The sequence below is a fragment of the Lentzea sp. NBC_00516 genome (genome assembly GCF_036346835.1).
Lineage (GTDB): Bacteria > Actinomycetota > Actinomycetes > Mycobacteriales > Pseudonocardiaceae > Lentzea > Lentzea sokolovensis.
The window spans coordinates 5,005,129-5,025,667 of sequence record NZ_CP107840.1; the positions used below are offsets into that span (position 1 = coordinate 5,005,129).

23 protein-coding genes are annotated in these 20,539 nt (G+C 68.2%); 9 read left to right on the plus strand and 14 right to left on the minus strand.

The genetic code is table 11. The features are described 5' to 3' along the window. The first annotated feature begins 24 nt into the window (after window positions 1-24). Both OG205_RS21785 and OG205_RS21790 read left to right on the plus strand, forming a co-directional pair. Window positions 25-1,266, plus strand: coding sequence for an MFS transporter (locus OG205_RS21785; RefSeq protein ID WP_330278067.1), 1,242 nt, complete (start codon window positions 25-27; stop codon window positions 1,264-1,266). After that, entirely contained in the window at window positions 1,259-2,155 is an 897-nt protein-coding gene (locus OG205_RS21790) for an SMP-30/gluconolactonase/LRE family protein (RefSeq protein WP_330269973.1), read from the plus strand. The genes OG205_RS21785 and OG205_RS21790 overlap by 8 nt, the downstream gene beginning before the upstream one ends. Window positions 2,156-2,185: 30 nt before the next feature. Here the strand turns inward: OG205_RS21790 and dapF are convergent, their stop codons facing one another. The 3 genes from dapF to OG205_RS21805 are packed head-to-tail and all read right to left on the minus strand — an operon-like array spanning window position 2,186 to window position 4,586. Continuing rightward, entirely contained in the window at window positions 2,186-2,989 is an 804-nt protein-coding gene (gene dapF, locus OG205_RS21795) for a diaminopimelate epimerase (RefSeq protein ID WP_330269974.1), read from the minus strand. Next, a complete protein-coding gene (miaA, locus tag OG205_RS21800) occupies window positions 2,977-3,885 on the minus strand; it encodes a tRNA (adenosine(37)-N6)-dimethylallyltransferase MiaA (protein WP_330269975.1) in 909 nt (302 codons plus the stop codon). Before miaA ends, dapF begins: the two co-directional genes overlap by 13 nt. Continuing rightward, entirely contained in the window at window positions 3,882-4,586 is a 705-nt protein-coding gene (locus OG205_RS21805; RefSeq protein WP_330269976.1) for a class III extradiol dioxygenase subunit B-like domain-containing protein, read from the minus strand. The genes miaA and OG205_RS21805 overlap by 4 nt, the downstream gene beginning before the upstream one ends. Window positions 4,587-4,756: 170 nt before the next feature. On the opposite strand from OG205_RS21805, the gene OG205_RS21810 reads away from it, so the two are divergent. Further along, complete coding sequence (locus OG205_RS21810; RefSeq protein ID WP_330269977.1) at window positions 4,757-6,106, plus strand: DUF349 domain-containing protein; 1,350 nt, start codon at window positions 4,757-4,759, stop codon at window positions 6,104-6,106. 77 nt (window positions 6,107-6,183) lie between these two features. Here OG205_RS21810 and OG205_RS21815 read toward each other — a convergent pair whose 3' ends face one another. Continuing rightward, window positions 6,184-6,651 (minus strand): Rv2732c family membrane protein, encoded by a 468-nt coding sequence (locus OG205_RS21815; protein WP_330269978.1) that lies wholly within the window; start codon window positions 6,649-6,651, stop codon window positions 6,184-6,186. Then, complete coding sequence (gene miaB / locus OG205_RS21820) at window positions 6,648-8,129, minus strand: tRNA (N6-isopentenyl adenosine(37)-C2)-methylthiotransferase MiaB (protein ID WP_330269979.1); 1,482 nt, start codon at window positions 8,127-8,129, stop codon at window positions 6,648-6,650. The genes OG205_RS21815 and miaB overlap by 4 nt, the downstream gene beginning before the upstream one ends. 130 nt (window positions 8,130-8,259) lie before the next feature. Here miaB and OG205_RS21825 point away from each other — a divergent pair, with 130 nt between their 5' ends. Then, window positions 8,260-9,174: a TAXI family TRAP transporter solute-binding subunit gene (locus tag OG205_RS21825; protein WP_330269980.1), complete on the plus strand. Its 915-nt coding sequence runs from the start codon at window positions 8,260-8,262 to the stop codon at window positions 9,172-9,174. A gap of 10 nt (window positions 9,175-9,184) precedes the next feature. On the opposite strand, the gene OG205_RS21830 is transcribed toward OG205_RS21825, so the two are convergent. Next, complete coding sequence (locus OG205_RS21830; protein ID WP_330269981.1) at window positions 9,185-10,570, minus strand: sensor histidine kinase; 1,386 nt, start codon at window positions 10,568-10,570, stop codon at window positions 9,185-9,187. Between the two features lie 57 nt (window positions 10,571-10,627). Further along, the gene (locus OG205_RS21835) at window positions 10,628-11,302 is read right to left on the minus strand and encodes a response regulator transcription factor (RefSeq protein WP_319964593.1); all 675 of its coding nucleotides are present in this window, start codon (window positions 11,300-11,302) and stop codon (window positions 10,628-10,630) included. A 159-nt stretch (window positions 11,303-11,461) separates the two neighbouring features. On the opposite strand from OG205_RS21835, the gene OG205_RS21840 reads away from it, so the two are divergent. The 4 genes from OG205_RS21840 to OG205_RS21855 all read left to right on the plus strand — a co-directional run bounded on the left by OG205_RS21840 (window position 11,462) and on the right by OG205_RS21855 (window position 14,716). Beyond that, a complete protein-coding gene (locus OG205_RS21840; RefSeq protein WP_319978680.1) occupies window positions 11,462-12,190 on the plus strand; it encodes an amino acid ABC transporter ATP-binding protein in 729 nt (242 codons plus the stop codon). 39 nt (window positions 12,191-12,229) lie between these two features. Further along, on the plus strand, window positions 12,230-13,120 hold the full coding sequence (locus OG205_RS21845; RefSeq protein WP_330269982.1) for a glutamate ABC transporter substrate-binding protein: 891 nt from the start codon (window positions 12,230-12,232) through the stop codon (window positions 13,118-13,120). Between the two features lie 79 nt (window positions 13,121-13,199). Next, entirely contained in the window at window positions 13,200-13,847 is a 648-nt protein-coding gene (locus OG205_RS21850) for an amino acid ABC transporter permease (protein WP_330269983.1), read from the plus strand. Next, complete coding sequence (locus OG205_RS21855) at window positions 13,844-14,716, plus strand: amino acid ABC transporter permease (RefSeq protein WP_330269984.1); 873 nt, start codon at window positions 13,844-13,846, stop codon at window positions 14,714-14,716. The genes OG205_RS21850 and OG205_RS21855 overlap by 4 nt, the downstream gene beginning before the upstream one ends. Window positions 14,717-14,765: 49 nt before the next feature. Here the strand turns inward: OG205_RS21855 and OG205_RS21860 are convergent, their stop codons facing one another. The 3 genes from OG205_RS21860 to OG205_RS21870 are packed head-to-tail and all read right to left on the minus strand — an operon-like array spanning window position 14,766 to window position 15,875. Next, window positions 14,766-15,230 carry a hypothetical protein gene (locus OG205_RS21860; RefSeq protein ID WP_330269985.1) on the minus strand — a complete coding sequence of 155 codons (465 nt, stop codon included), beginning with the start codon at window positions 15,228-15,230 and terminating at the stop codon, window positions 14,766-14,768. Beyond that, a complete protein-coding gene (locus OG205_RS21865; RefSeq protein ID WP_093599744.1) occupies window positions 15,215-15,580 on the minus strand; it encodes a hypothetical protein in 366 nt (121 codons plus the stop codon). Before OG205_RS21865 ends, OG205_RS21860 begins: the two co-directional genes overlap by 16 nt. A gap of 19 nt (window positions 15,581-15,599) precedes the next feature. Further along, window positions 15,600-15,875: a hypothetical protein gene (locus OG205_RS21870; RefSeq protein ID WP_330269986.1), complete on the minus strand. Its 276-nt coding sequence runs from the start codon at window positions 15,873-15,875 to the stop codon at window positions 15,600-15,602. A gap of 124 nt (window positions 15,876-15,999) precedes the next feature. On the opposite strand from OG205_RS21870, the gene OG205_RS21875 reads away from it, so the two are divergent. After that, a complete protein-coding gene (locus OG205_RS21875; RefSeq protein WP_330269987.1) occupies window positions 16,000-16,656 on the plus strand; it encodes a response regulator transcription factor in 657 nt (218 codons plus the stop codon). Here OG205_RS21875 and OG205_RS21880 read toward each other — a convergent pair. From OG205_RS21880 to OG205_RS21895, 4 genes are all read right to left on the minus strand, one after another. Continuing rightward, entirely contained in the window at window positions 16,643-17,392 is a 750-nt protein-coding gene (locus tag OG205_RS21880) for a succinate dehydrogenase/fumarate reductase iron-sulfur subunit (protein ID WP_319978323.1), read from the minus strand. The two genes, OG205_RS21875 and OG205_RS21880, sit on opposite strands and share 14 nt — an antisense overlap. Further along, on the minus strand, window positions 17,389-19,257 hold the full coding sequence (locus tag OG205_RS21885) for a fumarate reductase/succinate dehydrogenase flavoprotein subunit (RefSeq protein WP_330269988.1): 1,869 nt from the start codon (window positions 19,255-19,257) through the stop codon (window positions 17,389-17,391). The genes OG205_RS21880 and OG205_RS21885 overlap by 4 nt, the downstream gene beginning before the upstream one ends. Before the next feature lie 9 nt (window positions 19,258-19,266). After that, the gene (locus OG205_RS21890) at window positions 19,267-20,031 is read right to left on the minus strand and encodes a hypothetical protein (protein ID WP_330269989.1); all 765 of its coding nucleotides are present in this window, start codon (window positions 20,029-20,031) and stop codon (window positions 19,267-19,269) included. Window positions 20,032-20,115: 84 nt separating this feature from the next. Further along, window positions 20,116-20,406 (minus strand): hypothetical protein, encoded by a 291-nt coding sequence (locus tag OG205_RS21895; protein WP_093599759.1) that lies wholly within the window; start codon window positions 20,404-20,406, stop codon window positions 20,116-20,118. Between the last annotated feature and the right edge of the window lie 133 nt (window positions 20,407-20,539).

Below are 20,539 nucleotides of genomic sequence, written 5' to 3' on the forward strand. Positions count from 1 at the left end.
ATCACTCAGCGCAGACTTCTCAGCATGGCGCTTTGGGGGCATCACGACTTCCGCCGGCTGTGGATCGGCGACACCATCAGCCAGTTCGGCTCGACGATCGGGCTGACGGTGATCCCGCTGCTCGCGGCGGGCGTGTTGAACGCGACACCGTTCGAGATGGGACTGCTGGCCGCGGCGGGCACGATGGCGTTCCTGCTGATCGGACTGCCCGCGGGCGTCTGGGTCGACCGGATGCGCCGCAAACCGCTGATGATCGCGATGGACGTCGTCCGTGCCGCGCTGATGCTGAGCGTGCCCATAGCGTGGTGGATGGACGCGCTCGACCTGCCGCAACTGATCATCGTGAGCCTCGCGGTCGGCGTCTGCACGGTCTTCTTCGACGTCGCCTACCAGTCGTACCTGCCGTCACTGGTGGGACGCGACCAACTCGTCGAAGGCAACTCGAAACTGCAGGCCAGCATGTCCGTGGCCGAGGTGTCGGGGCCGGCGATCGGCGGGTACGTGGCGCAGTTCCTCGGCGCGGCCAACGGTGTGCTCGCGACCGGTCTCGGCTACCTGAGCTCGGCGTTCTTCCTGACCCGGATCAAGGTCGTGGAGCCCGTTCCGGAACGCCACCCCGACCCGCACCTGCGCCGCGAGATCATGGAAGGGCTGCGGTTCGTCTTCGGCAACGCCACCCTGCGCAAGATCGTGGCCTGCACCGGCACGTCGAACTTCTTCCACGGCATCCAGAACGCCGTCAGCGTGCTGTTCCTGCTGCGGGTGGCCGGGCTGAGCGAAGGCACGGCGGGTCTGATCTTCAGCGCGAGCGGTGTCGGCGGCGTGCTCGGCGCGATGGTCGCGCACCGGCTCGGCGTGCTGATCGGACAGGCTCGGCTGATCTGGTTCGTGCCGCTGCTGACCTGGCCGTTCGTGTTGCTGATGCCGTTCACCAAACAGGGCTGGGGCATCGTGTTCGCGATGGCCGGGCTCGCGGTCAGCGCGTTCGGCGTCGTCGTCTACAACGTCGGCCAGGTGAGCTACCGGCAGGCCATCTGCCCCGACCACCTGCTGGGCCGGATGAACGCCTCGATCCGCTGGGTGGTGTGGGGCGCGACGCCGCTGGGCGCGCTGCTGGGCGGCGGGCTCGGTTCGTGGATCGGGATCGTGCCGACGCTGTGGGTCTCGCTGATCGGCTCGGTGGCCGGCATGGGGTGGGTGCTGTTCTCGCCGCTGCGCTCTATGCGGGACCTGCCGGCCACGTCTAGCGTCGAGGCCCATGGCTGATACCTCGGTGCTGCGGGACGGTCTCCACTTCGGCGAAGGACCGCGACGCGGTCCTGACGGCCGCCTCTACTACTCGGACTTCTACGCGGGCGAAGTGCACGCCCTCGACCTCGCGACGGGCGACGACGAGGTCGTCGTCGCCTTCGACGGCCAGCCCTCGGGCCTCGGCTGGCTGCCCGACGGACGCCTGCTCGTCGTGTCGATGCTCGACCGCACGGTCCGCCGCCTGGAGGGCGACGACCTGGTCCTGCACGCTCATATATCGGACATCGCGACCTTCCACGCCAACGACATGCTCGTCGACTCCGAGGGCCGCGCGTACGTCGGCAACTTCGGTTTCGACCTGCACGGCCTGATCGACGACGTCGGCATCGCGCGACTGCTCGAACCCGACTTCGAACCGCCGGGCGCCGCGCTCGCGCTCGTCCAGCCCGACGGGTCCGTCAGCGTCGCCGCCGAGGACCTCAAGTTCCCGAACGGCATGGCGCTGCTGCCCGACCCGACCGGTGAGTCCGAGAGCGGCAACATCCTGGTCGTCGCCGAGACCGTTGCATTCCAGCTCACTTCATTTTCGGTCGACCGAAACGGATCGTTGCAAAACCGCAGGGTGTGGGCCGATGTGAAGGAGTTCGGGATCGCGCCGGACGGGATCGCGGCCGATACATCAAGCACCAGCGGGGACGGCGTCTGGGTGGCTGCCGCGTTGCAGCCCGCGGTGTTCCGGGTGACCGAGGGCGGCAAGATCACCAACAAGGTGGAGACGACGCAGACGTGCTTCGCCGTCGCGGTCGTCGGCGACAACCTCGTCTGCCTGACCGCGCCCGACTCGAACCCGAGCGTCGTCAGGCCCGACCGGCTCGGGAAGATCGAGATCCACCAGCTCAACTGATATATCGGATATCAGTTGAGCGGTATCGGATCAGGCAAGGGCGTCCCACCAGGACTTGTCGAGCTCGCCGCGGGCGACGAGCACGGCAGGTCCGGTGAGGGTCGACGTCGTCGGCTCGATGGTGACGGACACCTGGCCGCCTAGGACGTCGACGGTCGCCGAGCCCGTGGTCCTGCCCTGGCCCGCGAGCCAGGAGGCGACGGACGCGACGGTGCCGGTGCCGCACGAGCGGGTCTCGCCGACGCCGCGCTCGTAGACGCGCATGCGCAGCGCGTCGGCGCCGATGACGTTGATGAGTTCGACGTTGACGCCGTGCGGGAACATCACCGGGTCGAAGCCGGGCGGCACGGTGAGGTCGAAGTCCTCGACCGGGACCTCGGTGACGCACGCGAGGTGCGGGTTGCCGACGTCGACCGCGAAGCCGCCGATGCCGGAGCCGTCGACCGCGGCGATGGACGTGCCGGTGACCCGTGCGGGACCCATGTCGTTCGTGACGGAGCCGTCCGGGTGCGTGGTGACCGTGCGGTCACCCGCGCGCGTGCCGACGACGAACGTGCCCTGCGGCTGGTGGCCCGCGTCGACCAGGTAGCGGGCGAAGACGCGCAGGCCGTTGCCGCACATCTCGGCGATGGAACCGTCGGCGTTGCGGTAGTCCATGAACCATTTGCCCTCGGCGCCGCCCATGCGCACGACGCGCAGCACGCCGTCCGCGCCCAGGCCACGCTGCCGTTCGCACAGCGCCTGCACGCGGGCGACGGTCAGATCCAACGCGTCATCGAGGTCGGGCAGGACGACGAAGTCGTTCTCCGTGCCGTGCCCCTTCACGAACTCCACGGGACAAGGTTACCGGCGGCCTCCAAAAGATCAGGCCGAGCACCGTCGAGCCAGGTGATGCGCTGGTCACGCCGGAACCAGGACCGCTGCCGGCGCACGAACCGGCGGGTGGCGCGTTTGGTCTCCTCCGCGGCGAAGTCGATCGTGCAGGCTCCGTCCATTGCGGACAGCACCTGCTGGTAGCCCAGCGCTCGCGACGCGGTCTTGCCGTCGCGCAGTCCGAGCCGGACCAGAGCGCGCACCTCGTCTTCCAGGCCGTCGGCGAACATCAGGTCCACCCGCAGGTCGACTCGGGTGTCCAGTTCGGACACCTCGCGGTCGACGCCGATCTGGACGGTGCCGTAGCGGGCGGGGCCGGGCTTGGGGAGGTTCGCCGAGAACGGTTGTCCCGTCAGCTCGATGACCTCCAGCGCGCGCACGATGCGGCGGCCGTTGGACGGCAGGATCGCGATCGCGGCGGCCGGGTCGAGCTCCTGCAGACGCCGGTGCAACGCCTCCGAGCCCGCCGAGGCCAGCTCCGCCTCGAACCGCAGGCGCACCGCGTCGTCGGTGCCGGGGAACTTCAGGTCGTCCAGCACGGCCTGCACGTAGAGCCCCGAACCTCCGACGAGGACCGGAGGACGCCCGGCGGCGAGCAACTCCTCGACGACGGCCCGCGTTTCGCGCTGATAGGCGGCCACCGACGCGGTCTCGGTGACGGACAGGACGTCGAACAGGTGGTGCGGCACGCCACGGCGTTCCGAGAGCGGCATCTTCGCGGTGCCGATGTCCATGCCGCGGTAGAGCTGCATGGCGTCGGCGTTGACGACCTCTCCCCCGAACCGCTCCGCGAGCGCGACGGCCAGGTCGGACTTGCCGGTCGCGGTGGGTCCGACGACTGCGATGGGGGTGATCACGGGCGCTCCCAGACAGAGACGTGGTAGCCCACGCCGAACGGTGCGAAGAACTCGGCGCCCAGGCTGCGCCACGGTCCTGGCACGCCCGCGAGGACCTGCCACGCCGCACGGCCCTGCGCGCCCAGTTCACGGGCGAGGCCGACGTCGAGACCGAGCAGGCCGTCCACGTCGGCGTTCGCCAGCAGAGTGTGGACCAAAGAATCAAAAGGTCCCGAACGCTCGTCGTCGGACCCCGGCGAGCGCGGGCCGTGCCGGGTGGAGCCGTCGCCGAGGAACAAGAGTCCAACGTCCTCAGATTCCGACCCGGAATTCACCTCGGAAGCGAGTTGTTGTCCAAACGAGACACATTCGGAAGCGGGCAGGTCAGGCGGTACGAGTTCGACGCGTGACACCTCGACTCCGCAGTGTTCCCGAAGCCACGCGGTGACCAGCACGGGCAACGGAATCCGCGCATCCGGCGGCAGGTCACCGCCGAGTGACACAGGCACATCGACCCCATAACCGAGAAAAGTTCCCGACAACGGCGTCGAGTACGTCGAGGGGCCGCTGTCGTCCACGGCGACCGCGACCCACGGACCGGGCAGTTTTCCTGCTGCGGCAAGGGTTGCGGCCCGCACGGGCTCGGTTTCTGCGGCGGCTCCCACGACCAGTTCTGGGACCAGAAGAGGTGGGTGCGGCACCACCGCGGCACGGGTGATCACGACCGACGAGGCTACCTATCGTGGACTCCCAGTACCGAGTCGAGCTCTGACCTGTTTGAATGCGCGCGGGGAACTGGGGACGGGAGACCCTCCAGCGCCCGTATTGCATCGGCCCCGCCAACGGCGGGGCGCCCGTGGCAGGCACGGGCGTCAGATGGGAGGAACCGGCGATGTCGGAGCAGGACAGCACACCGCAGACCGTGGCGGAGACCGCCCCAGTCGAGGGTGCAGCCGAGGGTGTGGTCGAGGAAACGCCGAAGGAGACCCCGGCGCAGGCGACGCCTTCGGCCGTCCCCGTGGCGTCGGACCACCCTGACCGCTGGGGGCGCGTGGACGCCGACGGCACCGTGTACGTGAAGACCGAGGACGGCGAACGTGCTGTCGGGTCGTGGCAGGCCGGTGAGCCGGTCGAGGGTCTCGCGCACTTCGCGCGGCGCTTCGACGACCTGCGCACCGAGGTCGAGCTGCTCGTGTCGCGGCTCAAGTCCGGCGCCGGCGATCCCAAGCACGCCATGACCAGCGCGAAGCACGTCAAGGAGCAGCTCGCCGAGGCCGCCGTCGTCGGTGACCTCAAGGCGCTGGCCGCCCGCGTCGAGCACGTGCTGGTCCAGGCAGAGGCCGGCATGGAGAAGGCGAAGGAGGCCAAGGAGGCCGCCCGAGCCCAGTCCGTGGCGCGCAAGCAGGCGCTCGTCGACGAGGCCGAGTCGATCGCGACCGAGTCGACGCAGTGGAAGGTCGCGGGCGACCGGCTGCGTCAGATCCTCGACGAGTGGAAGACCATCCGCGGCGTCGACCGCAAGACCGACGAGCAGCTGTGGCGCCGGTTCTCGAAGGCCCGCGACGCGTTCAACCGCCGTCGCGGCTCGCACTTCGCGGATCTCGACCGCCAGCGCACCGTGGCCAAGTCCTCCAAGCAGTCGCTGGTCGAGGAGGCCGAGAAGCTCGTCGACTCCGACGACTGGGGCACCACGGCCGGTCGCTACAAGGAGCTCATGGTCGAGTGGAAGGCCGCCGGGCGTGCGCCCAAGGAGGCCGACGACGCGCTGTGGCAGCGGTTCCGGGCCGCGCAGGACGCGTTCTTCCAGAAGCGCTCCGAAGCGTTCAGCGAGCGGGACGCCGAGTTCACGGCGAACGCGAAGCTGAAGGAGGAGCTGCTCGCCGAGGCCGAGGGCATCGACCCGACGAGCGACCTCGAGACGGCGCGCAACGCCCTCTACAAGATCCAGGAACGCTGGGACGCGATCGGCAAGGTGCCGCGCGAGCGCATCCGCGAGCTCGAGGGCAAGCTCCGCAGCATCGAGGAGAAGGTCCGCGGCGCGGTCGACGCCCAGTGGCGCCGGTCCGACCCCGAGGCCGAGGCCCGCGTGGCCCAGTTCCGCGAGCGCGTGGAGCAGTTCGAGGCGCAGGCCGCGAAGGCCCGTGCCGCGGGCGACAAGCGCCGCACCGAGCAGGCCGAGGCGCAGGCCGCCCAGTGGCGCGAGTGGCTCGCCGCCGCTGAGCAGGCCCTGGCGACCCGCTAGTTCTGACACCTGAAAGGGCCCCTCTCCCGTGCGGAGAGGGGCCCTCAGGCGTTTTCAGGGGGCACTGCGCCCGTTCGTCACAGCTGCGGCGGGCGCGAGGCCGCGATCTGCACCCACTTCACCAGCAGGAGGATCACCGCGATCACCGCGATGATCAAACCGATGCCGGGCCCGGGACCGATCGTCTTGTTGCTCGTCGTCGTCTGCTGCGTCCAGATCGACAGCACGCCGATGATCGACCCCGCGAACAGCCCCAGCGAGCACACCCACGTGAGTCCCCAGCGCCGCACCGCGAGCGTGACGCCGGAGCCGAGCACGCCGATGCCCAGCGCGAGGTAGGAGAACAGCGTCGGGAGGAACAGCGACGACTCCCCCAGCACGACCTGCAGACCGGTGTGCTCGCCGATCCACGGCAGGACCAGCGACACCAGGATCGCGAGCACCGCGATCGAGATCGTCAGCGCGCCCGTTCCCGGGTCGATGCGCTTGGCCGCCTCGTGCTCCACCGCGTCGATCTCTTTGCGCAAGAAGTCCTCATCACTCACTGGGCCGCGCACCCTGACACCACCGGCAACGGCTCGGGCGCTCCGAACGACGGCAGACCGAGGCCGATGCCCGCGGTCTTGGGCTTGATGCCGGCCTCGGAACGGTCACCGGCCTTGGTGCGGCGCCACGACAGCGGTTCGCCGTCCGCGACGAGGTAGTGCGGGGCCGCGTACGTCACGACGGTCTCCACGACGTCGCCAGGACGCGGAACGATCGTGCCGGGTGCGAAGTGCACGAGGCGTCCGTCGCGCGCGCGGCCGCTCATGCGGTGGGTCTCGGCGTCGCGCTTGCCCTCACCCGTTGCCACGAGAATCTCGACCGTGCGGCCGACCTGCTCGATGTTCAACGAGTGCGTCATCTCGTTCTGCAGCGCCACGAGCCGCTCGAAGCGCTCCTGCACAACGGCCTTGGGCAACTGGTCCGGCAGGTCGGCCGCCGGGGTGCCGGGACGCTTCGAGTACTGGAACGTGAACGCCGACGAGAAACGGGCCTGGCGCACCACGTCGAGCGTGCCCTGGAAGTCCTCCTCGGTCTCGCCGGGGAAGCCGACGATGATGTCGGTGGTGATCGCGGCGTCCGGCATGGCGGCGCGGACCTTGTCGATGATCCCCAGGTACTTCTCGGTGCGGTACGAGCGGCGCATCGCCTTGAGCAGGCGGTCCGAACCGGACTGCAGCGGCATGTGCAGGCTGTGGCACACGGCGGGCGTCTCGGCCATGGCGGCGATGACGTCGTCGGTGAAGTCCTTGGGGTGCGGCGAGGTGAAGCGCACGCGCTCCAGTCCGTCGATCTCACCGCAGGCGCGCAGCAGCTTGCCGAACGCGAGCCGGTCGCCGAACTCGACGCCGTAGGAGTTGACGTTCTGCCCCAGCAACGTCACCTCCAGCACGCCCTCGTCCACGAGCGTCTGCACCTCGGCGAGCACGTCGCCGGGGCGGCGGTCCTTCTCCTTGCCGCGCAACGACGGCACGATGCAGAACGTGCAGGTGTTGTTGCAGCCCACCGAGATCGACACCCAGCCCGAGTAGGCCGAGTCGCGCGAGGCCGGCAGCGACGACGGGAACGTCTCCAGCGCGTCGAGGATCTCCACCTGTGCCTCGGAGTTGTGGCGGGCGCGTTCGAGCAGCACCGGCAACGACCCGATGTTGTGCGTGCCGAACACGACGTCCACCCACGGGGCGCGCCGGACGATCTCGCTGCGGTCCTTCTGCGCGAGGCAGCCGCCGACCGCGATCTGCATGCCCGGGTTCGCCGTCTTCTGCGGGGCGAGGTGGCCGAGCGTGCCGTACAGCTTGTTGTCGGCGTTCTCGCGGACCGCGCAGGTGTTGAAGACGACGACGTCGGCCTGCTCGTCCTCGCCGGCACGCGCGTAGCCCGCGTCCTCCAGCAGACCGGCGAGCCGCTCGGAGTCGTGCACGTTCATCTGACACCCGAACGTGCGGATCTGGAAGCTCTTGCCAACCTGCGCGGTACTCACACGAACACGATAACCCCTGGTCAAACGCCCAAGTTTCGCGGACCGCACAAAGCATGTCCCATTCGCGCCGTGACCAGGCAGGACCTTCGTCGGGTGCAAGGGCCGGGCACCCCCGTGGCACGATGCGCTGGTGCTGGGACGACTGCATGCCGCCGTGAGCCTGTTGACCGCCGCAACGGTCCTGACGGGCTGTAGCAGCACGGTGACGGACATCAAGATCACGATGGCCACGGGCAGCGAGGGCGGCGTCTACTACTCGCTCGGCAACGGCCTCGCGGACATCTGGAGCGGGCGTCTCGGCATCGTGCGGCCCCAGGTCGTGCAGACGGCCGGGTCCAAGGACAACGTCACGCGGCTGATCAACAACCAGGCCCAGGTCGGATTCTCCCAGGCGGACGCGCTCGAAGGCATGCCCGGCTCCGACCGGTTGCGCGCGCTGGCCCGCATGCACGACGACTACCTGCAGGTCATCGTCCGCGCCGACCTGCCGGTGGCGAAGCTGCGCGACCTGTCGGGACTACGCGTGTCGATCGGCGCGAAGGAGTCCGGCGTCGAGATCATCGCGACCAAGCTGCTGCAGTCCGAGAACGTCCGGCCGCAGGCCGTGAACCTCGGCCTCGACGACTCCGCCGGTGCCATGCAGGAGGGCAGGCTCGACGCGTTCTTCTGGTCCGGCGGCCTGCCGACGCGCCGGATCACCGACCTCACCAAGGGACTCGGCGTGCGGATGCTCGACCTCAAGGACGAGCTGCTGAAGTTCCGCCAGCAGTACCCCGTCTACGGATCGGCGACGCTGCCGGCCTCCACCTACAACCTGCAATCCGGCCCGGTCATCACGCTCGTCGTGCGCAACTTCCTGCTCGTCAACGAGTCCATGTCCGACGACGTGGCCGAAGCTCTGGTGCGGCAACTGTTCGAGGGCCAGCCCGACCTGGTGAAGGCGCACTCGGCGGCGCGCACGATAGAGCAGCGGTCCGCGATCGAGACATCACCGGTACCGCTGCATCCCGGCGCGATGCGCTACTACCGCGAGGCCAAAGTCTGATTCCCGGGGTCTAGACAGCGGGCAGTTCGATCACGACCTTCAGGCCGCCGTCGTCGGGCGATTCCAGCTGGACGGTGCCTTCGACGCGTTCGACCAGCAGCCGCACGATCGAGAGCCCCAGCCCGGAGCCGGGCACGTTCTGGTGCGCCGGACTGCGCCAGAACCGGTCGGTGGCCCGTTCGAGCTCGTCGGGCTGCAGACCGGGTCCGTGGTCGGCGACGGAGAGCCGGACGACGCCGTCGGACTTGCGCGCGTCCACCACGATCAGCGTGCCCTCGGCGGTGAACTTCAACGCGTTGTCGAGCAGCGCGTCCAGGATCGTCTCGACACCGCGCGGCGGGACGAGGGCCATGCCGACGCGTTCCCCGTCGAGCACGAGATGCACGTCCTTCGCCGCGGCGGCCGACGACCACGCGGTCAGCCGTGCGGCCACGGACTTGTCGACGTCGACCGGCACCGGGTCCACGGAACTGGACTCGGCACGCGCCATGGCGAGCAGCTCGTCGAGGATGCGGTTGAGCCGGTCGGTCTCGCTCAGCGCCTCGACCTGGTGCACCTCCCCCTCGCCGTCGACGTGACCCTCCAGGTTGGACAGCCGGAGTTTCAGCGCGGTCAACGGATTGCGCAGCTGGTGCGACGCGTCCGCGACGAAGGCCCGTTGCGCGGCAAGCACATCGCTCACGTTCGCGGCCATCTGGTCGAACGACCGCGACAACTGCCGCAGTTCCGGCGGCCCGCTCTCCGCGCCCACCGGCCGCACCGGCCGGCCCGACACCACCGCGGCGAGGAGCTTCCCGGTCGCCTCGTCCAGCGCCTGCACCGGGCGCAACGTCCAGCGCACCACCGGAAGTGCCAGCAGCACCGCGAGCGCCAGCACCAGCAGGCTTCCCGCGAGCAGCAGCGCCCACCAGGCGAGCACCTCGAAGCGGGTCTTGGCCGTCGGGGAGAACGTGATCACCGCGCCGCGCACCTCGCCGTCGACCAGGACCGGTTCGGCGAGCACGACCTTCGCGTCGCTCCACGGCGTGAACAACGCCGGCGCGACCGGCAGGCGCCCGGCCAGCGCCTTGCTGACCAGGTCCTGCACGGCGGGGTCACCCAGCGCGAGGTCGTTGCGCGACGCCACCAGCGGCACGGTCGGCGCGTCGCGGGCCACCACGGCCACGCCGATGTCGTACAGCTCGTCGTAGCGCTCCAGCTCCGGCCGCAGCAGGTGCGGGCTGTCGTCGATCAGCGGCCGCTGCGCCAGCGAGGCGAACCGGCTGGTGTCGGTGAGCCGGTCGAGGAACATCTCCTGCTGCTCCGCGGCCGCCACGTTGCGGCCCAGCGGCACGCCGAGGCCCACCAGCACCAGCACGATCAGGGCGAGCACCACGCCCAGCAGTCGTGACCTCACCCGCCGTCACCCCGCCCGGCCGCGACACGCCGACGACAAAAGATCACCCAATTGAGATCACACCTGCCCCAGCCGATATCCGACGCCGCGCACGGTCTCCAGCAACGCGGGCCTGCCGAGCTTGGTCCGCAACGTGGCCACGTGCACGTCCAGCGTGCGGTTCGCACCGGACCAGGTGCGGCCCCACACCTCGGCGAGGATCCGCTCCCGCGTGCACACCGCGCCGCCCGCCGCCATCACCAGCGCGAGCACCTGGAACTCCTTGCGCGACAGGGCGACCGACTCCCCCGCGACCGTGACCTCGTGACGCCCCAGGTCGACCCGCACGTCGCCGGTCTCGAACACCTCTGTGGACACCGCTCCCACGCCGACCGGATCCGCGCCGCGGCGACGGCGGACGGCGTGCACGCGCGCGACGAGTTCGCCCACGTCATAGGGCTTGACCAGGTAGTCGTCGGCCCCGGCGTGCAGGCCGAGGATCCGGTCGTCGATCTCCCCTCTCGCGGACACCACGATGATCGCGACGTCCGAAGCGGCCCTGATGGCACGGCACAGCGTCACACCGTCCATGTCGGGCAGGCCGAGGTCGAGCAGCACCACGTCGACGCCTGCGAGGCGGTCGAGCGTGCCGCGGCCCGTGGCCTGCCGGTCCACGTGGAAACCCCGTCTGGTCAGGGCTGGGACCAAGGCCTCGGCGACCCTGTCGTCGTCCTCGACGAGCAGCACGCGCACTTTCGCTACCTCCCGGGCAACCGATGTCTGCCTGTGACAGAGTTGAGACCCTAAGTCTTGCTCAATGTCCTGGACTGGTGTGGTGGCGGACACCTAGGTTTCCGCCAACGCCGACGACCCCCAATGGAGGACTGGATGACTGCCGCCTCTGCACCGCCGATGATTCGTGTGGCGGGTGTGGACAAGTTCTTCGGCCCGTTGCACGTGCTCAAGAACGTGGAACTGGAAGTGCCGAAGGGGCAGGTCGTGGTCGTGCTGGGGCCGTCGGGTTCCGGTAAGTCGACCCTGTGCCGGACCATCAACCGCCTCGAACCGATCGATTCGGGTGTCATCGAGGTCGACGGGCAACCGCTTCCCGCCGAAGGAAAAGAACTGGCCCGCCTGCGCGCCGACGTCGGCATGGTGTTCCAGTCCTTCAACCTCTTCGCGCACAAGACCATCGTCGAGAACGTCATGCTCGCACCGACGAAGGTGCGCAAGACCCCTGCCGCCGAGGCGCGCAAGACGGCGATGGAACTGCTGGAGCGGGTCGGGATCGCCAACCAGGCCGACAAGTTCCCCGCTCAGCTCTCGGGTGGACAGCAGCAGCGCGCGGCGATCGCCCGCGCGCTCGCCATGAAGCCCAAGGTGATGCTGTTCGACGAGCCCACGTCCGCGCTCGACCCGGAGATGGTCCAGGAGGTCCTGGACGTCATGACGGGCCTGGCCAAGGACGGGATGACGATGCTGGTCGTCACGCACGAGATGGGCTTCGCCCGCAAGGCCGCGGACCGGGTGATCTTCATGTCCGACGGCGAGGTCGTCGAGGATTCCACCCCGGAAGCGTTCTTCTCGGCGCCGAAGTCCAACCGCGCGAAGGACTTCCTTGGCAAGATCCTGACTCACTAGTAGTCAGCCCACTTTCGAACGAATGGCAGGAGAAGGACGATGAGGGTTCGCACCCTTGCGGCGGTGCTGCTGACGGGCGCACTGGCCCTGACCGCGTGTGGCAAGGAGGGCAGCCCGACCGACACGGCGGCGCCCGCCGGCCTCTTCGAGGTCGCCAAGGACGTCAAGGTCGACGGCTCGCCCACGTTCGAGAAGATCAAGTCGCGCGGCTCGCTGATCGTCGGGGTCAAGGAGGACCAGCCGGGTCTGGGCTACAAGGACCCGACGACGAACAAGTACAGCGGTTTCGACATCGACATCGCGCGCCTGATCTCGGCGAAGCTGGGCTTCGACCCCGAGAAGATCCAGTTCAAGACGATCCAGTCGGCCGCTCGCGAGCAGGCGCTGATCAACGGTGACGTCGACTACTACGTCGGCACCTACACGATCAACGCCGGCCGCAAGGAGAAGGTCTCGTTCGCGGGCCCGTACTTCGTCGCCGGCCAGGACCTGCTGGTGAAGAAGGACAACGCCGACATCACCGGCAAGGACACCCTCAAGGGCAAGAAGGTGTGCTCGGTGACCGGCTCCACGCCGGCCAAGCGCATCAAGGACGAGAAGCTGACCGAAGAGGGCAACGTCCTCGAGTTCCAGGGCTACTCGCAGTGCGTCACCAAGCTCCTCAACGGTGAGGTCGACGCGGTCACCACGGACGACGCGATCCTCAAGGGCTACGCGGCCGCCGAGGACGGCAAGCTGAAGGTCGTCGGCAAGACGTTCTCCAGCGAGCCGTACGGCATCGGCCTGCCCAAGGACGACAAGGCCCTGCGCGACAAGGTGAACGACGTCCTGCAGGCCTCGCTGGACGACGGTTCGTGGCAGAAGATCTACGACGGCACGCTGGGCAAGTCCGGCTCGTCCGCCGAGAAGCCGAAGATCGACCGGTACTGACGGTTCCTCACGTGGCCGGTGGATCCCACGTGGGTCCACCGGCCGTTCCTTTGAAGGCGGACGGACGGCAAGGAAACCGATGAGCGTCCTCACCAACAACCTAGATCTGTTCCTGCGCGCTTTTGGCCAGACTCTCCAACTCTTCGCCGTCTCCGCGGTGCTGTCGCTGGTGTTGGGCACGCTCCTCGCGGCGCTGAGGGTCAGCCCGGTGCCGGTGTTCCGCGGTGTCGGCACGACGTACGTGACGGTCGTGCGCAACACGCCGCTGACGCTGGTCTTCGTGTTCTTCGTGTTCGCGTACCCGCTGCTGGAGATCCTGAAGATCGACGAGTACACGGCCGCGGTGGTGGCGCTGACGCTCTACACGGCGGCGTTCGTCTGCGAGGTCGTGCGATCGGGCATCAACACGGTGCCGGTCGGGCAGGCCGAGGCCTCCCGCGCGCTGGGTCTCACGTTCACGCAGATGCTCGGCAGCGTGGTGCTGCCGCAGGCGTTGCGCTCGGTGGTGCCGCCGATGACGAGCACGATGATCGCGTTGCTGAAGAACACGACGGTCGCGTCGGGCTTTGCCGTCTTCCAGGCGGGCAACATCCGCGAGCAGCTGTCGGACCAGGGTGACAACGTCCTCGTCGGACTCGTGTGGGTCGCAATCGGGTTCGTCATCCTCGTGATGCCGCTGACGTACGTCCAGCAGGTCTTCGAGAAGCGGTGGAGCGTGGCCCGATGAGCATGGTGCTGTTCGACGTCCCGGGTCCGAAGGCCCGCGTCCGTCACAAGATCATGGCCGTCATCGGCATCGCGGCGGTGGCCGCGGCGCTGGTGTACGTGGTGATGAGGTTCGTCGTCACCGACCAGTTCACCTCCCGCAGGCTCGACTGGATCAACTACAAGCAGATCCAGCTCTCGCTCGTCGAGGCCATCGGCAACACGCTCGGCGCGTTCGCCGTCGGCGCAGCGCTGGCACTCGTGTTCGGCGCGATCTTCGCCGCGGCACGGCTGTCCGACCACGGCTGGGTGCGCGCTCCCGCGGCGGTGATCGTCGAGGTCTTCCGCGCGATCCCGCTCGTGATCATGATGTTCTTCTTCTACTACGGCCTTCCCGTGGCCGGGGTGAAGCTGAGCGCGTTCACGGCGGTCGTGATCAGCCTGATGCTGTACAACGGCTCGGTGCTCGCGGAGATCTTCCGCGCGGGCATCAACTCGCTGCCGAAGGGCCAGAGCGAGGCCGCGTACGCACTGGGCATGCGCAAGACGCAGGTGATGACGTTCGTGCTGCTGCCGCAGGCGTTGCGGGCGATGCTGCCGACCATCATCAGCCAGCTCGTCGTGCTGCTGAAGGACACCGCGCTCGGCTTCCTCATCACCTTCGAGGAGCTGCTGCGGTGGGGTACGCGCATCGGTGGTGACGCGGTCAACTTCGGCCGCCCGATGATCCCGGTGATGATCGTGGTCGCCCTGGTCTACATCGGACTGTGCCTGTTGCTGACGTGGCTCGCGACCTACCTCGAGAAGCGCAACCGCCGCAACAAGAAGGTCATCAAGACCGACAACCCCGACGCGGAGAAGCCCGTCCTGATGGACGCTTCGGCCGGCTGACGGAGCACGAGCGGAACGGGGCGCGTCCACATCGGACGCGCCCCGTTCGCTATTTCCACAGCACGGACTCGCAGTTGTTCGCCACGTAGTCCGCCGCCAGCGAGCCGTCCCCGGCCTTGGCCTTCGCCGCGGTGTCCCGGGCGTAGCGCTGCCCGTCCGGGTCCTCCGGCGAGAACTTCGGCAGCACCTCGTCCATCACCTTCAACGCGGCCGTCTGCGCGGTCTGGTCGCCGCGCTTCTTCGCGTCCTCCCAGCCGAGGTACCAGGCGCACGAGTTGGTGATCTCCAGGACGATCCGTTCGCTGCCCGGCGGCGCCTTGTCCGGCCCTGGGCCGGACTTCTCCGCGAGCACGGCCAAGTCCGGCTTCCGGCCGTCCGGCCAGGTGAACTTCGCCGAGCCGTCCAGCATGTCCCGCGTGTACTGCCGCTGGTCGACGAGCTGGGGCTCCGCCGGTGGTGCCGCGCATCCGGCCAGCAGGGCGAGCGCGAGCAGTCCGGTCAGTTGCCGCTCCACCACAGCGTTCCTCCGACTGTGCCCGAGGTGTACGGGCTGTTCGAGGCGAGGCAGAACTTGGTGCCCGCCTTGAAGTTCGTGCCGACGTGCTTGCGGGTCTCCTCCATCCGCACGAACGCGCCGCGGGTGTTGCGGTCGCCGCACTTGTACCAGGCGAGCTGCATGACACCGCCGAGCGCGACCTGGGCGTCGATGTTCGACCCGGCGACGGTGATCGTGCGCGCGGTGGTGAACCAGGTGATCTGGTTCTCCTTGAACGGCACCGTGATCGTCGTCGACGCCGCCTGCGCGGGCGTGGCCGACAGCATCGCGAAGCCCACGGCGAGCAGGCCGGCGAGAGCGCGTTTCATCGAGAGTCCCTTCGGAAGGTCAGACGTTCCAGTCGACGACACCGCACCAGTCCTCGGCCGCCTGCCCCACCACGTCGAGGCAGAACGTGGTGCCGGCGCGGAAGTTCGTGCCGAGCAACCGGCGCGCGCGGTCCCCCGCCGGGAACAGCACGGGGCTGCCCGCCACCCGGTGGTCGCCGTCGCGGGACCACCGGATCTCCAGGTCGACGGGACTGTTCGTGACCCGGAGGTAGACGTCCGAGCCGTCCACGGTGATCGTCCGGACGGCGAGCAGATCGGCCGATGCGGTTCGCATGGCGCCGAACGTAGCGACGGAGGCGGAACCGGGTCGTCTCACGAAGAGTGGATCTCCCGTCAACTTTCGCGGTACGCTCCTGGTGGGGGATCTACCGCGGTGACGTCACAAGAATGAGGGCATTGTGACGCGCGTACTCGTAGTCGACGACCAGCCGTTGTTCCGTGCCGGCCTGGTCGCCTTGCTGAATGCTGCACCAGATCTGACCGTCGTCGGCGAGGCCGGGGACGGCGACACCGCCTGCGCGCTGGCCGGGTCGTCGAGACCGGACGTGATCCTGCTGGACATCCGCCTGCCGGGGCTGGCGGCGCTCACCCGTGCCGCGGCGTCCGCGCGGGTGCTGGTGCTGACCACCTTCGACCTGGACGAGTACGTCCACGAGGCGTTGCGGCTGGGCGCGGCGGGGTTCGTGCTGAAGGAGTCCGAACCGGCCAGGCTGATCGCCGCGATCACCGCCGTCGCGTCCGGGGAGATGCAGTTCGGCCCCACGGTGATGCGCAGGCTCGTGGCGGCGTACCTGAGGGGTGATTCGGCTGTCTCGCCGTGGAGTTCGGTCGGGCTGGACGAGCTCACGGACCGCGAACGCGAGGTGCTCCGGCTCGTCGGCACCGGCCTGACGAACACGGCGATCGCGACCAGGCTGACGGTCACGGAGGGCACGGTGAAGACGCACCTCAACCGCGTGATGACGAAGCTGCGGCTGACCAGCCGGGCTCAGGCCGTCGTGATGGCCTACGAGTCCGGACTGGTCATACCGCAGGCCGTCGCTAAGACCGCTTGAACAGCTTGTTGCCGAGCCAGACGATCGGGTCGTACTTGCGGTCGGCGACGCGCTCCTTCATGGGGATGAGCGCGTTGTCGGTGATGTGGATGTGCTCGGGGCACACCTCGCTGCAGCACTTGGTGATGTTGCAGAGACCGAGCCCGTGTTGTTCCTGGGCCTGGTCGACGCGGTCCGCGGTGTCGAGCGGGTGCATCTCCAGTTCGGCGACCCGCATGAGGAACCGCGGTCCCGAGAACGCCTCCTTGTTCTCCTCGTGGTCACGCACCACGTGGCAGGTGTTCTGGCACAGGAAGCACTCGATGCACTTGCGGAACTCCTGCGAGCGCTCGACGTCGACCTGCTGCATCCGGTACTCGCCCGGTGCCAGGTCCTTCGGCGGCGCGAACGACGGGACCTCGCGCGCCTTGGTGTAGTTGAAGGACACGTCGGTCACGAGGTCGCGGATGATCGGGAACGTCCGCATCGGCGTGACCGTGATCGTCTCCGACTCGTCGAAGATCGACATCCGGGTCATGCAGAGCAGCCGCGGGCGTCCGTTGATCTCCGCGGAGCACGAGCCGCACTTGCCCGCCTTGCAGTTCCACCGCACCGCGAGGTCCGGCGTCTGCGTGGCCTGCAGCCGGTGGATGATGTCGAGGACGACCTCGCCCTCGTTGACCTCGACGGTGAAGTCCTCCAGCGCACCGCCGGAGTCGTCACCGCGCCACACCCGGAACTTCCCCTGGTAGCTCATGACAACTCCTCGGCGGTGAGGTACTTCTCCAACTCGCTGCGGTCGAACAGGTCCAGCAGGTCGTGCCGGATCGGGATCTGCGGCTTCTCCGTCACCTCGGCCCCGTCACCGGACACCTTGCACACCAACAGTTTCCGGCGCCACTCCGAGTCCATCCCCGGATGGTCGTCGCGGGTGTGGCCGCCGCGCGACTCCGTGCGCAGCAACGCCGCCTTCGCCACGCACTCCGACACCAGCAGCATGTTGCGCAGGTCGAGGGCGAGGTGCCAGCCGGGGTTGAACTGCTGGTGTCCCTCGACGGTCAGCGCCTGCGCGCGTTCCTTGAGCTTCTCCAGCCGCTGCAACGCCTCTTCCATCTCACCCGCCTTGCGGATGATGCCGACGAGGTCGTTCATCGACTGCTGCAGTTCCATGTGCAGCGTGTACGGGTTCTCGCCGCCTTCCTGCTGGAAGGGTTTGAGGGCCGTCTCGCGTGCCTCGGTGACGAGTTCCTCCGGCACCACAGGGCGTTCGGTCATCGCCCGCACGTACTCCGAGGCGCCGGCTCCCGCCCTGCGCCCGAACACCAGCAGGTCCGACAGCGAGTTGCCGCCGAGCCGGTTCGAGCCGTGCATGCCACCGGAGACCTCACCGGCGGCGAAAAGCCCTGGCACAGAAGACGATCCGGTGTCCGGTTCGACCTCGACGCCGCCCATCACGTAGTGACAGGTCGGGCCGACCTCCATCGGCTGCGCGGTGATGTCCACATCGGCCAGTTCCTTGAACTGGTGGTGCATGGACGGCAGCCGCCGCCGGATCTCCTCGGCGGGCAGACGTGTGGACACGTCGAGGAAAACGCCGCCGTGCGGTGAGCCGCGCCCGGCCTTGACCTCGGAGTTGATCGCGCGGGCGACCTCGTCACGCGGCAGCAGTTCCGGAGGACGCCGGTTGTTCGCCTGGTCGGTGTACCAGCGGTCGGCCTCCTCCTCGTTGTCCGCGTACTTGTCCTTGAACACCTCGGGGATGTAGTCGAACATGAACCGCTTGCCGTCGGAGTTGCGCAGCACGCCACCGTCACCGCGCACGGACTCGGTGACGAGGATGCCCTTGACGGACGGCGGCCAGACCATCCCGGTGGGGTGGAACTGGATGAACTCCATGTTGATCAGCGAGGCCCCTGCGCGCATCGCGAGCGCGTGGCCGTCGCCGGTGTACTCCCAGGAGTTCGAGGTGACCTTGAACGACTTGCCGATGCCGCCGGTCGCGAGGATCACCGCCGGTGCCTCGAACAGCACGAACCGGCCGGACTCTCGCCAGTAGCCGAACGCGCCGGCGACCTTGTCGCCGTCCTTGGCGAGGTCGGTGACGGTGAACTCCTGGAACACCCGCAGGCGTGCCTCGTAGTCGCCGAACTCCTTGAAGTCCTCCTGCTGCAACGACACGATCTTCTGCTGCAGCGTGCGGATCAGTTCGAGACCGGTGCGGTCGCCGACGTGCGCGAGTCGCGGGTACTCGTGGCCGCCGAAGTTGCGTTGCGAGATCCGGCCGTCCTTGGTGCGGTCGAACAGCGCGCCGTAGGTCTCGAGTTCCCAGACCCGTTGCGGCGCTTCCTGTGCGTGCAGTTCGGCCATGCGCCAGTTGTTGAGGAACTTGCCGCCGCGCATGGTGTCGCGGAAGTGGACCTGCCAGTTGTCGCTCTCGTTCGCGTTGCCCATGGCGGCGGCGATCCCGCCCTCGGCCATGACGGTGTGGGCCTTGCCGAACAACGACTTGCAGAGAACGGCGGTGCGCAGGCCGTGCTCACGGGCCTCGATCGCGGCTCGCAGACCGGCACCACCCGCGCCGATCACGAGAACGTCGAACGAATGCCTTTCCAGCTCGGGCAAAACCACTCCTTAGTTGATGAAGCGGAGGTCGGAGATCGTTCCCGAGGCGACCAGCGCGACGTACAGGTCCGTGACGCAGACGAAGATCAGCGAGGCCCAGGCGAGTTGCATGTGCCGGTTGTTCAGCTTCGAGATCTGCGTCCACATCCAGTACCGGACCGGGTGCTTGGAGAAGTGCTTGAGCCGCCCGCCCGCGATGTGGCGGCACGAGTGGCACGACAGCGTGTACGCGCCCAGCAGGCCGACGTTGACCAGCAGGACGAGGTTGCCGAGGCCCACACCGGTGCTGAACGCGGAGACCGCGTCGTAGATGTTCACCAGCAGCAGGAGCGAGGCCGCGTAGAAGAAGTAGCGGTGCAGGTTCTGCGCGATGAGCGGGAACCTGGTCTCGCCGGTGTACTTGCTGTGCGGCTCGGCCACGGCGCACGCGGGCGGCGACGCCCAGGCCGCGCGGTAGTAGGCCTTGCGGTAGTAGTAGCAGGTGATCCGGAATCCCAGCAGGAACGGGATGATCAGCAGCGGCGGAGTCAGGAAGCCGGGCAGCGCCGGAAACCACTGGCCGAAGTGCGAGGCCGCCGGGACGCACTCCTCCGTGAGGCACGGCGAGTACATCGGTGTGAGGTAGTGGTACTGGTCGACCCAGTAGTAGTCCCCCTGGAACGTGCGGAACGCCGCGTAGATCGAGATGAGCAGCAAGCCGACGAATGTCGTCAGCGGCGGCAACCACCATCGGTCCGTGCGCAGAGTCCTGGCGGCGATCTCTGCCCTCGCCATTACTCACCTTTCTGGGGGTCCACGTCGTTGTGGAGGAACGACTACGGCCCCCGCGTCAGGCGGGGGCCGCGTGGTCAGCTCGGCTCAGGTCCGGTTGCGGTAGCCACCGAGTCCTTCGTCGTCTGCGTCCTTCCAGAGCGACTCGTCGTAGGGCGTGTCTGGCACGACCACGACCTCGCGTTCCACTTGAGGCGCTTCGCGCTGCCTCGGGGTGCTCAGGTCGACGAGTTCGGTTGCGTCGATGTCCATGCGTTCCACGTCGTTGGCCAGGCGTTGAACGGCTGCCACGTCGCCATACCTGGCGCGCAGGTTGCTGACGGCATGCCGCATCTGACCGATGACCCGGCGCAGCTCGACGATCTCCGTGGAGTTCATGGGACACCTCCGTTCCAAGGTCGTGCCCCGCACTCTGCCCAATCTCAAGCCATGTGACAAGCACCACACGCCAAGATTCAAAACTGGTCGCCTCCCATCTACTGAATCGTTTTTGTGTCCGCGACCAGCCATG

Coding starts and splice junctions, on each gene's coding strand:
- OG205_RS21785 (WP_330278067.1), top strand. CDS start 25: ATGGCGCTTTGGGGGCATCACGACTTCCGCCGGCTGTGGATCGGCGAC.
- OG205_RS21790 (WP_330269973.1), top strand. CDS start 1,259: ATGGCTGATACCTCGGTGCTGCGGGACGGTCTCCACTTCGGCGAAGGA.
- OG205_RS21810 (WP_330269977.1), top strand. CDS start 4,757: ATGTCGGAGCAGGACAGCACACCGCAGACCGTGGCGGAGACCGCCCCA.
- OG205_RS21840 (WP_319978680.1), top strand. CDS start 11,462: ATGATTCGTGTGGCGGGTGTGGACAAGTTCTTCGGCCCGTTGCACGTG.
- OG205_RS21845 (WP_330269982.1), top strand. CDS start 12,230: ATGAGGGTTCGCACCCTTGCGGCGGTGCTGCTGACGGGCGCACTGGCC.
- OG205_RS21850 (WP_330269983.1), top strand. CDS start 13,200: ATGAGCGTCCTCACCAACAACCTAGATCTGTTCCTGCGCGCTTTTGGC.
- OG205_RS21855 (WP_330269984.1), top strand. CDS start 13,844: ATGAGCATGGTGCTGTTCGACGTCCCGGGTCCGAAGGCCCGCGTCCGT.
- OG205_RS21865 (WP_093599744.1), bottom strand. CDS start 15,580: ATGAAACGCGCTCTCGCCGGCCTGCTCGCCGTGGGCTTCGCGATGCTG.
- OG205_RS21870 (WP_330269986.1), bottom strand. CDS start 15,875: ATGCGAACCGCATCGGCCGATCTGCTCGCCGTCCGGACGATCACCGTG.
- OG205_RS21880 (WP_319978323.1), bottom strand. CDS start 17,392: ATGAGCTACCAGGGGAAGTTCCGGGTGTGGCGCGGTGACGACTCCGGC.
- OG205_RS21890 (WP_330269989.1), bottom strand. CDS start 20,031: ATGGCGAGGGCAGAGATCGCCGCCAGGACTCTGCGCACGGACCGATGG.
- OG205_RS21895 (WP_093599759.1), bottom strand. CDS start 20,406: ATGAACTCCACGGAGATCGTCGAGCTGCGCCGGGTCATCGGTCAGATG.